Raw genomic sequence first — 11,547 nt, 5'->3', positions numbered from 1 at the left:
CGTATCGGGCACGTCATCGAAGGTGAACGAAACGAGCGGCACATCGGTCACGACGTCGCGCGGCTTCGCCGCGAAACGCCAGATCAACCGATTGGCGACGCGATCGACGAGGCCGTCGACGGTTTGCAGCAGATCAGGCATAGACGGCTCCGGATTTTACCTGCTGCGGGGCCACTGAAAGAACCGCGCGCGACTGTAGGTGCAGACCGTAAAGGGAAAGGAGGAAGGTGAACCACAGAGCGTTGCCCCCCTCGAAAAACAGGCTTTCGAGACCGGCGTTGAAGATCGTGTAGAGCCAGACGCGGATGTAAAGCCGGGTGAGATGCGAATGCTCCTCTGCCGGGGCAAGGCGCGCTATGTTGCACAGAGGCAGGACCAACAACCAGATTGCGGTCAGCAACAGTCCGGGAAACCCTGTCATCAGGGCGATGTCCAGATAGGAGTTGTGGCCGTTTGCGGCCGCGACGGCCCAAGTCTCGATGGAGCCGCCGCTGTTTACCAGTTCCGAGGTCTGCCAGAAAGCCTTGAAGCCGTAGCCGGTGATTGGTTGTTCGGCGAGAGCCGTGAAGGCGAAGCGCCAGATATCGGCGCGGTTGGTAAAGGTCGCATCGATGCCAAGATCGGTGACGAGATCGCTGAGCGGCTTAAACACCGCCGAGCCGACGGCGAAAAGATTGAACAGTCCGACCCCACCGATAACGATCGGTATGCGTAGGAAACGGAACCGCTCGAAAATCCAGGCAAGCATCACGATCGCTGGAAGCATGGCGGTAGAGGTCTTGCCGCCCGTATGAAGCAGAAAGTTGAACGACAGGACGACGATGGCAAGTCCCGCCAGCCGCGACCAGATATTCATGACGAAGAGGCCGAAGAAAGCGGCAATCACCATGGCGGCGGCAGCGCTGTTCTTGTGAGGGAAATGGCCACGCCAGAGGCCGGCATTCATCGGCTCGCGCAGCTCGGAAGCCTGATGGATCGCCAGAGTCGGCTTGAAGAGAATGCCGTAGTAGGCGACTGCCAGCATGAACAGAGTGCCGATACCGAGCATCTTGGCAAAGTGTCGCTCCGAAGCAGGCAGCAGCAGGTAGATGCTGGCATTGATCGTCACCATCACGGCGAGCACGGTCCCCTTGATGCCAAACATCGGATAGGCAGAAATCGCCGAGACAAACAGGAACCAGATGTAGAGCATGGCCAGCAATGGTCGCGGCTGCAGAATGATACCGCGCATGGGATGCGCGAGCCCATAAGCAAACATGCCTGAGAAGAGCGCAAGTGATATGATCTGGTTCAACCGGTTTGAGTTGCCGGCGGAAGGATCCAGGACCGCGGCCCCTGTCAGATCGATGAAGGGTGTGGTCGATATCCAGAAAAACAGGAACGTAGCCATGAAGAGCACCGTTCCTATACGGACGCGGAGGTGGTCCGCCGGGCTCTCTTCACGATAGACGGCGCTCGTCATGCCGTCCCCTCTCAGGCTGCTGCAGACCGGCGTCCGCGCAGGAAGCCCCAGAGCCCTCGCGTCAGCGTCAGGCCAATGCCAAGGGCGAGGCCGAGGATCGCGCCGCCGGCAAGGAGGACCACCGTCCGCGGCGGCCAGCTTCGAGCGTTCGGTGGCAGGGCGCGGGAAATGACGCGGACATTGGTCGTGTCGATCTGCTGGCGCTCGGTGATCTGCTGGGCACGCGCCAGATGAGTCTCGTAGATGGCGGCCTTGGCGCGCGCATCTCTTTCAAGGTCGCGAAGCTGCACCTGCGCTTCGTTGTCGGAAAACACGTTGGATTTCTCGTCGCTCGCCTTGGCGCGCAAGGCGGCAAAGGCCTGCTGCTCGCGATCCATGTCTGCCTTGGCGCGATCGAGTATACGGCGCGCCTCATCGGCCATCGCCCCTTCCAGCGTCGTACGCTCGGAGCGGGCATTGACGAGGCGCGGGTGGCGCTCGCCATAGGTGCGCTGCATCGAGGCGATCTGCTGCTGGAGCACGTTGTGCTGCTCGCGCAGGTTCGTCATGTTGACGGACTCAAACTCCGAGGCACTCGCGGTGCGGCCCTGCGCAATCGCATCGTTCATCTGCCGGTAGCGTGTCTCGGCCTGGATGAAGCGCTGCTGGGCATCGAGCACCTGTGTGTTCAGTTCGTTCGAAAGCTGATTGCTGACGAGTTGACCGTCGTTGGTAGACTGCAGACCATTCTTGCGGCGGAAGTCCTCGACCGCCCGCTCCGCCTCGGTGACGTTGCGGCGCAATTCGTCAAGGCGGGCGTTGAGGTTCTGGGCAACGCGACCGGCGCTCTCGGCGGCAGACTGAAACAGCTCCTGCTCGAAGGCTGCGACGATCGCGTTGGACAGCGTCACCGCCTTCGTCGCCTCTTCGCTCCAGACCTTCATCACCACGACGAAGGAACGCTCTTCGCGGCGGGCTTCGACCCGCTCCGATAGTGCCCGCATCGCCGCAAGCTCATTTCCCGCCTGCTGCTCCGCCTTCGTCGAGAAGAGGTTCTTCAGCGAACTGAAAGCGGACGGCTTCACGAATTCCGGATCCTCGGTGAGGCGCAGTTGGGTGATCACCCGCGACAACACGTTGCGCGACGTGAGGATACGAAGCTTGCTTTCGACCTCCAACAGCTGCGCATCACGCTGCGGATTGGAAGTGAAAACGTCGTCGCTGACGACATTCAAATTGGAGGGATCGACAACGATGTCGGTATAGACATTGTAGCGCGGCGTCGCCGTCATCGCATAGGCGAGCGCGGCGGCCACACAAAGCATCACGGCGACGACAATCCAGAGGAGCCCCTCGCGCAGCCAGCCGATAATATCATCGACGCCGATATTGCCGATTTCGCTCAGTCCGGGAAGGTAACTGTCGCGACGCACCGGCGCGGGCGGCACAGCTGCCGTGACCTGTCGCTTTTGGACTGAGGGTTCCTGGTGTTGCGACCGAGCGCCTACGCGCTCTTCGGCCACGTGCTCGGCTTCCGGCGCGTCGGACGATAGCAGATCGAGCAACGAGCCTCTCACGGCCGGTGCACGCTGATCGTGCGCCGGCTGGCTGGGCCTCCGTTTTTCGGCCTCGTCCGGCCTATACATAAGCATCCCTCACGCACGCCCATCGAGACGCGAAAATCGTGATCCCACGAGCCGCCTTCCATCGCATGATTAGGGTTGTAGGGTGAATATTCCGTTAAACGGCAGGACTTGCCGCTTAACGCACGGAGTCAGAAGTCCGTGAGCAAACGGCTCCAGCTCTCCGATGCGAGCCCACCGACATAGATGTCGTTGCGCTGCACGGCGTCCTTGAGATCCGCATGCCGGGTCACCATGCAGAAATAGCCACGATGGTGGAAGGAGAGCCACCTTTGGCGCGAGATCGCGTTCATCAGGAACGGCTGCGCGCTGCCGACAGCAAGAGCGTAACCCTCCGCATCAAGCGAATGAAACATTTGCGCCGTGACGTCCAACTCGCGACCGGCCTCACAGACGATGTTGAGCACCGTCGCCATTTCACCGACCTTGCCGAAATAGAGATAGGCGCCGATCACGCGTCCGCTCTCATCCATGACCTCCCGGCAAAGGAGTTTACCCAACGTGCTGTTCAGACTGGCAACGCCCACCAGCCAATTGAATTCGCTCCGGGACCAGAGGGGCCTGACGGCAAAGCGCTGGAGCATTGGCTCGGCACAGTCGACGAAGGCCGCGGGATCGATGGCACGTGTTGCGCAACCGCTGGGCGCAGCCGGCTTCATCCTGGGGTGCCGCCGCCGCAAAATTCGATCGACCACGGCAAGCGGCCCTGTGACGACACGCGATCTCAGTAGCGGCGCCTGCCGACCGATCATCAGAGCCCAGGCTTTGAGTGGATGAAAAGAACGACGCCAATCGAGGCTCTGGATAGGGAGCACGATGCCGCCGCCGGCTGCCCCGTGATCTGCGCTGACCGGTGAGAGATTGTCCGAGAAGCACATATCCTGTTTGGCGGCGCGCATCGCGCGAGCAATACATGCAGCCCCATGGGCGCCCGCTTTTCCCTCTGACATGAAAGCGCAGAGCAATTTTGCAACCGTCCGGCGCCCCTGTACCGAGAATTCCATCGGGAGCGCCAGGATGACGCTACCTATGCCGCCGGCTCCGTCATCATAGACAACGCTGCCGCGCTCGGGCGAATAAAGCGGACTGCCAAAGAAGATGGTCTCGATATACCTTTGAAGCTCGTCGCCCGCCTTGTACTCGCGCTTGCGGAAGATCCGGGTAAACATGCTGCCCACGGCAGGTATGTCTCGAAGCTCCATTGCGCGCAGGGTACCCGAACCGGGCCAATCGGGTCCATGCAGTCTTGCGGCCTGGATCGCCCCGACCTCAACCTTCATGGGCCATCCTTGCCGAGAGCGGCGCCCTGTCCGCATCTCGCCGGTCGCGCCGGACAAAGCGCAAGAAGACCGTCCAGGAGACGATGACCATCGCGATTTCGATCACGTAGAACGAAATGAACGTTCCGGTGGGCGGTGCATACCACGTCGCCCAGGCCGTGACCGTGGCGCCGAGCACGCTGCCGAGCCCCATGACCGAGGCACGCGCCGGATGATGGCCGGAAGCGCCGAGCGCCTCCATCGCGATCGACCACATGGCGATCGGGACAACCACCCAGCAGAGTGTACGGACGAAGGAAACGAGGGAAACATAGTCCTTGCCGAAGAGACTGGGCAGGACTGGCGCAAGCACGAACACAGCGATGGCGGCAGCGATACTGATCGAGGTGGCGGCAATCAGCACCTTGCGCACACGCTCGAACGCATGGTGCAGGCCAGCCGCGGTTGCCTTTGCGGAGCCGGGATAGATCAACCGGTTCAGCGCCTCGACCGACAGATAGCTGCTTTCCAGCATACGCCGCGCGACGCTGTAGCTCGACATGACCTCGGCCGTCGCCACCAGGCTCAACACGAGGAGGTCGGCGTTCTGCCTGACGGCACGCAGGATGAACGGGATACTGAAATAGAGCCCCAGCGGCAGCTCTTCGCGGACGATGCCGTAGGTCGGGCGCCCCAACCCTTTGACTGCGCGCCAGCACCCTACAGCCACGAGCACATGACAGATGAATTGCCATACCGCCCAGGAGGCGACAGTCGCAACGCCGAAGGCGATGCAGGCAAGCGCGGCGGCGATGGTACGCGCCACGGCAAAACCGACGACCACCTTGTTTGCCGAGGCAAAATTCGAATGGGCGAGGAAAATCTGCTCCGCCAGCACGATGACGCGCACGAAGACGATGTTGGTGATCAGCATCAGCGTGATCACTGCGACATTGGTCAACGGATCCGGTGACAGCGTGAAGAAGAACGGCAGGATGGCGGCACCGAGCAGGACAAGGATCACGCCGCTCACGGCGGTCAGCAGAATGTTGTGCCCGAGCATGCGCGAATACATGCTGCGGTCGCGCGCCACGCGACGCACCAGGCATTCCATCGCACCGAGACCACACAGGTGCACGGCGATGTTGGCGACAGCCGTTATTGCGACGAAAACGCTGAATTCATGTACGCCGAGCCAGCGCGCCAGGATCGCAAACGTCAAGAGTTGGGCGGCCGATCCGATGACGAGGCTGCCGCCGGATGCAGCATAGGACATGATCATCGAAAGGAACGGTCTGTGCGCTCGTTCCTTCACACTTTCCGAAGCCATTCCGTTTTGCCTTTGACACCAACTCGCCGTTCACTTCCCAAAAGCGCACTCAATGACAGCGAGCAATCGCCTTTGATCGCCGCGCAAGGTAGCAGGTAGAGATGATTGCGCCGTTAACGCATGCGTCGCAATTGCATTTGAGCTTCGTTTACCCGATTACAATAGTCTGCAGCACTTCGCGTCTACGGATTTATCCAGAAACAATTCGGTCGAGGACATGGAGGGGGTGGTCGTGCCGCACAACGACAATTATATTCGTCTGCATCGTTTCATGGGGGTGGAGCTTGAGCTGGCACCCGACGTTCTCGTCCCGCGCGAGGAAACGGAGCTCCTTGGACGAAAGGCCGTATCGATCCTCGCGGATCGCGTGGCGGCGGCAACCGTCATCGACATGTGCTGCGGTTCCGGAAATCTCGCGCTCGGTATCGCCAACGACGTTCCGTCCGCGCGCGTCTGGGGCGCCGACCTCACCGACAGCACCGTTGCGCTGGCCCGCCGCAATGTCGACCGGTTAGATACCGGCACACGCGTCTCCATCCGGCAAGGCGATCTCTTCGGCGCCTTCGAAGGTGACAATCTCGAAGGCACGGTCGATATGATCGTCTGCAACCCGCCTTACATTTCCACCGGACGGCTGGAGGGAGACCGGGCGCACCTGCTTGAGAGCGAGCCACGCGAAGCCTTTGATGGCGGACCCTACGGCATATCCATTCACCAGCGGCTGATCCGCGATGCCGTTGCCTTTCTGAAACCGGGTGGCTGGCTGCTGTTCGAGTTCGGCGAGGGCCAGGATCGACAGGCGGCGGCACTTCTGTCGCGCATCAAGACCTATGAGCCGGTAACGTTTGCGACCGATCGCAACGGCAAGCCGCGCGTCGCCATCGTCAGGAAGATCGACGACGGAGCCGGAAGCGTGTCCAAATGAGCGAAATCCGTTCGCTTGAACGTGCGGACATTCCAGCGATTGCAGGCATGTTCCAGCGGGTGTTCCGTAATGACCAGGGCCGACCACCGCCGGCACTTGCCGATTACATGCAGCAGCTCTACCTCGACGCCCCCGGCTGCGATCCCGAGATACGCCCGCTTGTGCACGTCAACGACAACGGCGCCATCTCCGGTTTCGTCGGCGTCAACGTCCTGCCCATGCTCCTGAATGGCCGCCGGCTGCGGGCAGCGATCTGCGGCTCGCTGATGGTCGAGGATCACGAGAACGATCCCTTGGCCGGGGCGCGCATCCTCAAGGCCTTTCTCGCCGGCCCGCAGGATCTCTCTTTCAGCGAAACCGCAAGCGACGTCTCGGCCCAGATGTGGACGCGCCTTCGGGGTGTCGTCCTGCCGCAATACAGTCTCGATTGGGTGCGCGTCATCCAGCCCGCGTCCTTCAGCCTAAGCGTTGCGTCGAACCGCATCGGGCCGGCGCGGCTCGCAGCGCCCATTGCGCGTGCCGTTGACGGCGCTTACCGCAAGCGGATGGCGCCGGGCGAACAACGCTGGTCCGCCGTGTCAACCGCCGGCACAAGCCAGGCCGGCTTCACAGCTCAGGAAACCGATCGCAACGGCTTTGCCGCCGTGGTCGATCGCTTCATCGGACAGTTCCCGCTGCGCCCCGACTGGGCTGAAGGGCAACTCGACTACATTCTCGGCGATGCGGAGCAGAAGCCCGAAAACGGCACGCTTGTCTACGCGCTGGTCACGGCACGCACCGGCACGCTCGTCGGTGCCTTCGCCTATTACGTTAAAGCCGGAGAAATCGGGCGGGTCCTGCAGGTGCTGGCGCTGCCCGGCCAGGCCGGACCGGTTGTCGACTGCCTGGTCGATCACGCCGCCAAACGCAACCTTCCGGGGCTCAGGGGCCGGACGCAGCCGGCACTGATGGAAGCCATGCTCGGACGCCGGATTGCCTTCGTCCATGTTGCCTCGACCGTGGTTCACTCTCGTGATCCGGCAATCGTCCAGGCCTGCCGGGACGGTCAAGGCTTCTTCAACGGCATTGCCGGAGAACACTGGTGCCGGCTGATCGCCGGCCAGTTCGACTGAAACGCCTTCGGTTATTGCGATGTTTCGTTGAAGCCACCGCAATAACCCGGCCTCGTCTCTAGACTCGCGATCAGCCCTTGATTTCCTCCACGGGCCGCACGAGCTGCGGCCCCAGATGCAGGTAGCGCGTCGCCTTGCGCTTGGCAGCAATATCCGCCCAGACCCGTTCCACCTGCGTCGCCGTCAGGCCAGCCGCATGGGCGACGGCGTCGATATCGATGCCGTTGTTGAGCCCATAGAGGCAGAGGTCCATGCGGTCGTATGGCAGCGAGAAGTAGAATTCCTCCTGCGTCTGCTCCAGCGAATAGGTGTCTGTCGTCGGCGGCCTGCGCCGGATCTCCTCGGGAATGCCGAGATAGGCGGCAAGCGCGTAGACCTGCGACTTGTAGAGATGCGCGATCGGCTTCACGTCAGCGGCACCATCGCCGTTTTTGACGAAGAAACCCTGGTCGTATTCCAGCCGGTTCGGCGTGCCGAGCACCGCGAAATTCAGCCGGTCGGCGTGGTAATACTCCACCTGCTTGCGCGTCCGCTGCTTCATGTTGGTGGCGGCGACGATGCCGAGATAGACCGAGGGTGGCATGCGATGCTTGGACTGCACGCCATCAGGGCTTTGAACCACGAGCGAGGAAATATTGTAGCCCTCGCCTTCCAGCGCATTGGCGATCACGATCTTGGAGGCCCATCCGTCGCCATAGTCCGCAACCAGTTCGCGAATGAAGGCATCGCGACGCTCGTAGCAACCCATCGCCTTCAGCGTCGGGCCGATATCCTCGATGATTGCCTCGACGCCGAAGGTCTCAGCCACCATACGGCCAAAGCGCAGGCTTTCCGGATCAGAATCGTTTTCCGGCATGAACAGGCAGAAGACATTCTTGGCGCCGACAGCGCGCACCGCCAAGGCAACCGAAACGCTCGAGTCGATGCCACCGGAGAGCCCGAGCACTAGGCCGCGCTTCTTCATCGCCCGCAGCTGCTCGCGCAGCCCCGCAACGATCCGGTCGGTCTCGGCCGCATGATCGATCGTCAGCGTCTCGGCCGAAAACGGGCGCGCGCCTTCAGTTGTTCGAATGTTCATTGAGCAGGCTCCATCGTCTCGGCCGCGAGGCGGCGGCTGACCTTACCGGTATCCGTCTTCGGAAGTTCGGTGCGGAATTCGATAATCTTCGGCACCATGAAGTCTTCAAGGTGGCGGGTGCAGTGGCGAATAATGTCCTTGTCCGACAGGCTGAGATCGGAGCGCACCACCAGCGCTGCAATCGCGTGGCCGAGTACCGGATCGGCCACGCCGACGACGACGGCCTCGGCAATGCCGGGATGCGTGTGCAGAACGGTCTCGACTTCCTTGGGCGCGACCTTCTCGCCGCGTGTCTTGATGATGTCGTCCTTGCGGCCGACGAAATAGAGGAAGCCCTCTTCGTCCGTCTGGAACAGGTCACCCGTATAGAGCACCTTTTCCCACGGGTTCGGCCCCGGTCGCAGCATGCGCTCGGTCGCCGCATCGTTGCGCCAGTAGCCTTGCATGACGTGCGGACCGCGAATGACGAGTTCGCCGGGAACGCCCGGCGGTACGCGTTTGCCCTCGTCGTCGACGACGAACGCCTCGGTGTTTGGTATCGCGATGCCGACCGAACCCGGCCGGCGGTCGAGTTCCTCGGGCGGCAAATAGGTGCAGCGTTTGCACTCCGTCAACCCGTACATCGAATAGAGCCGGGCGCCCGGGAAGAGTTCGCGGAGCCGCGCGATGTGCGGCGGCGGCAAGGCGGCGGCGGTATTGGAGAGATAGCGCAGGCTCGGAAGGAAGCCGGGCTCCAGATCGCGCATCTGCAGGATCATCGCCGCCATTGTCGGAACCAGCGGGAAGCCGGTGACGCCCTCCTCGCGGATCCGTTCGAAGATCGCGTGCGGGAACGCGAAGGACTTCTCCAGCACCAGCGTCGCCCCGATGCGGATCGCCATCAGCAACTGGTAGAGGCCATAGTCGAAGGCGAGCGGCAGGACGTTGAGGATGATGTCGTCGGGCTCATTGCGCAAATAGGTGGTGATCGATTCCGATGCCGCATCGATGTTGCGATGGGTCATCATCACGCCCTTCGGCCGACCGGTCGAACCCGAGGTATAGATCAGCATCGCGAGGTCGACGTCGATGCCGCGATGCAGCACCGGCATTGCCGCCTCCGCGAGGCAGGCATCGAAGGAGATCGCGTTAGCCGGCGTCTGGCCATTCGGCGCGGCCGTCGAGGCAATGAAGATATCCGATTTGCCGCTCAGGGCCTGCGCCTCCGTCACGGTCGGCATCAGCTTTGCCTGCGTCAGGATCGCCGCCGCCTCGCAGTCGGTGATGATGTAGGCGAGCTTGTCCGACTTGGTCGAGGCGTTGATCGGGCTGAAGGTCGCGCCGGCCTTCAGGATCGCGAAGATCGAGACCGCCGCTTCCCAGCAATTGTCCATGAAGACAAGCACGCGATCGTTGCGTTTGACGCCGGCCCGCGCGAGCGCGGTGGCCAGCCTCCCCGATAGATCGTCGAATTCGCCGTAGCTCAGGCGACGGCGGTCAGTGACCAGCGCCGTTTTCGCCGCTTGCCTTGCGGCATTGCCAGTAAGGAATTGCTCGAACCGCATGGACGCCCCCTCGCGCCTTGACTATGCCGTGGCCGGCGCCCCGACCCGGGCCTCGATGAAGGCCGAAATGCGCGAAAGAGAATCGAGGTTCGCGGGCACGATATCGGCATCGCCCATGGCAATGCCGAACTGGTCCTCGATGAACGCCACGAGTTCGAGAACGCCGGTGGAGTCGATGATGTCATTCTCGATCAGCGATGCCGTATCGGCGAGATCGTAGGACGTGTCGCCGAACAGGAAGTTTTCGATGACGAAGGCTCTAACCTTGTCTTTGATCGTTTCCGTCATGTGGTTTCCTTTCTTGAATAGATCAGGCTGCTTCCGCCGCGCGGACGCTGGTGCCGGTGAAGGTTTGCAGCCAGAGCTGCGTCGACAGGACGCCCACGAAAGCCGCGTTGTCGCGGAAGCCGCTCACCGGCTGCGACTGGCATTTGTCGTAGAGCTTCGTCACGGCTTTGGCATTGAAAAGCCCGCTGTCGCTGACGCGCGCCTCGCTCATGGCGTCGCGGACGTAGTCAAGTTCGCCCACCCCGGTGAAGGAATGGCTGTCCGGCGACCGGTAGGGCTGCTTGGTTCGCTGACCGATGGACGGGGGCAGCAGATCCTTCGTCGCTTCGCGCAGGATATGCTTTTCCACCAGGCCCTTCAGCTTCATCTCTGGCGGCAGACGGGTCGCGAATTCGACGAGGCGATGGTCGAGGAACGGGAACCGCCCCTCGATCCCATGGGCCATGGCCATGCGATCGCCCTGGCTCGACAGGATGTAGCCCGGCAGCAGGAAGCGGCTTTCGAGATATTGCGCCTGATGTAGCGGATGCCAGCGACCGAAGGCTGCGGGAAGCCGGCTCGCGAGGTCTTCCGCCGCATCGTAGTTGCTCAGCCGTGTACGCAGGTCTCCGGAAAAGAAGATCTTGGTTGCCGCCGTGCTCTTGAAGCGCGGACGATGCGAGAACAGCGGGTCGTCTAGCGGCACGTCGCCGGCGCCGAAGAACGCGGCCAGATACTCCGCCGATTGCTGCTGCAGACCCGGGATGTAGGGATAGAGCTTGCGGAAGAGGTGCGGGCGCATGCGTGAACCGGGCTGGCGGCCGCAGAACCGGCGCACCCGCGCCTCCTTGAAGATATCGTAGCCGGCAAAGACCTCATCGGCACCCTCGCCCGTCAGAACCACCTTCAGCCCCTGCTCCCGAACCAGACCCGAAAGCTGATAGAGAG

General features: G+C 62.1%; 10 protein-coding genes. 2 read left to right on the top strand and 8 right to left on the bottom strand.

The annotated features are described in order from the left end of the window. Positions 1-133: 133 nt before the first annotated feature. The 4 genes from I8N66_RS32735 to I8N66_RS32720 all read right to left on the bottom strand — a co-directional run bounded on the left by I8N66_RS32735 (position 134) and on the right by I8N66_RS32720 (position 5,673). Complete coding sequence (locus I8N66_RS32735) at positions 134-1,462, bottom strand: O-antigen ligase (protein WP_291163278.1); 1,329 nt, start codon at positions 1,460-1,462, stop codon at positions 134-136. 11 nt (positions 1,463-1,473) lie between these two features. Continuing rightward, positions 1,474-3,087: a GumC family protein gene (locus I8N66_RS32730; RefSeq protein WP_291163275.1), complete on the bottom strand. Its 1,614-nt coding sequence runs from the start codon at positions 3,085-3,087 to the stop codon at positions 1,474-1,476. A gap of 128 nt (positions 3,088-3,215) precedes the next feature. Then, complete coding sequence (locus I8N66_RS32725) at positions 3,216-4,286, bottom strand: GNAT family N-acetyltransferase (protein WP_291163284.1); 1,071 nt, start codon at positions 4,284-4,286, stop codon at positions 3,216-3,218. Positions 4,287-4,353: 67 nt separating this feature from the next. Continuing rightward, the gene (locus I8N66_RS32720; RefSeq protein ID WP_291163272.1) at positions 4,354-5,673 is read right to left on the bottom strand and encodes a lipopolysaccharide biosynthesis protein; all 1,320 of its coding nucleotides are present in this window, start codon (positions 5,671-5,673) and stop codon (positions 4,354-4,356) included. A 271-nt stretch (positions 5,674-5,944) separates the two neighbouring features. Between I8N66_RS32720 and I8N66_RS32715 the strand changes: the two genes are divergently transcribed. Continuing rightward, complete coding sequence (locus I8N66_RS32715; protein ID WP_291163281.1) at positions 5,945-6,598, top strand: HemK/PrmC family methyltransferase; 654 nt, start codon at positions 5,945-5,947, stop codon at positions 6,596-6,598. Continuing rightward, complete coding sequence (locus I8N66_RS32710) at positions 6,595-7,710, top strand: hypothetical protein (RefSeq protein WP_291163269.1); 1,116 nt, start codon at positions 6,595-6,597, stop codon at positions 7,708-7,710. Before I8N66_RS32715 ends, I8N66_RS32710 begins: the two co-directional genes overlap by 4 nt. 70 nt (positions 7,711-7,780) lie before the next feature. Here I8N66_RS32710 and nadE read toward each other — a convergent pair whose 3' ends face one another. The 4 genes from nadE to I8N66_RS32690 form a co-directional block, all read right to left on the bottom strand. Then, positions 7,781-8,788: an NAD(+) synthase gene (nadE, locus tag I8N66_RS32705; protein ID WP_291163266.1), complete on the bottom strand. Its 1,008-nt coding sequence runs from the start codon at positions 8,786-8,788 to the stop codon at positions 7,781-7,783. Further along, on the bottom strand, positions 8,785-10,332 hold the full coding sequence (locus tag I8N66_RS32700) for an AMP-binding protein (RefSeq protein WP_291163263.1): 1,548 nt from the start codon (positions 10,330-10,332) through the stop codon (positions 8,785-8,787). The genes nadE and I8N66_RS32700 overlap by 4 nt, the downstream gene beginning before the upstream one ends. 21 nt (positions 10,333-10,353) lie before the next feature. Further along, a complete protein-coding gene (locus I8N66_RS32695; protein WP_291163260.1) occupies positions 10,354-10,620 on the bottom strand; it encodes an acyl carrier protein in 267 nt (88 codons plus the stop codon). 22 nt (positions 10,621-10,642) lie between these two features. Further along, positions 10,643-11,547: asparagine synthase C-terminal domain-containing protein (locus I8N66_RS32690; protein ID WP_291163257.1), on the bottom strand; the 905-nt coding region annotated here is incomplete at its 5' end.

Source organism: Ensifer sp. SSB1 (assembly GCF_016652895.1).
In the GTDB taxonomy this organism is placed as follows: domain Bacteria; phylum Pseudomonadota; class Alphaproteobacteria; order Rhizobiales; family Rhizobiaceae; genus Ensifer.
Note: the sequence above shows the minus strand (reverse complement) of the source record. Positions and strands in the feature narration are given on the sequence as shown.

What these genes read in the sequence shown, in the direction of transcription:
- I8N66_RS32715 (WP_291163281.1), top strand. Translation starts at nt 5,945, where the DNA reads ATGGGGGTGGAGCTTGAGCTGGCACCCGACGTTCTCGTCCCGCGCGAG.
- nadE (WP_291163266.1), bottom strand. Translation starts at nt 8,788, where the DNA reads ATGAACATTCGAACAACTGAAGGCGCGCGCCCGTTTTCGGCCGAGACG.
- I8N66_RS32725 (WP_291163284.1), bottom strand. Translation starts at nt 4,286, where the DNA reads ATGGAGCTTCGAGACATACCTGCCGTGGGCAGCATGTTTACCCGGATC.
- I8N66_RS32700 (WP_291163263.1), bottom strand. Translation starts at nt 10,332, where the DNA reads ATGCGGTTCGAGCAATTCCTTACTGGCAATGCCGCAAGGCAAGCGGCG.
- I8N66_RS32710 (WP_291163269.1), top strand. Translation starts at nt 6,595, where the DNA reads ATGAGCGAAATCCGTTCGCTTGAACGTGCGGACATTCCAGCGATTGCA.
- I8N66_RS32720 (WP_291163272.1), bottom strand. Translation starts at nt 5,673, where the DNA reads ATGGCTTCGGAAAGTGTGAAGGAACGAGCGCACAGACCGTTCCTTTCG.
- I8N66_RS32735 (WP_291163278.1), bottom strand. Translation starts at nt 1,462, where the DNA reads ATGACGAGCGCCGTCTATCGTGAAGAGAGCCCGGCGGACCACCTCCGC.
- I8N66_RS32695 (WP_291163260.1), bottom strand. Translation starts at nt 10,620, where the DNA reads ATGACGGAAACGATCAAAGACAAGGTTAGAGCCTTCGTCATCGAAAAC.
- I8N66_RS32730 (WP_291163275.1), bottom strand. Translation starts at nt 3,087, where the DNA reads ATGTATAGGCCGGACGAGGCCGAAAAACGGAGGCCCAGCCAGCCGGCG.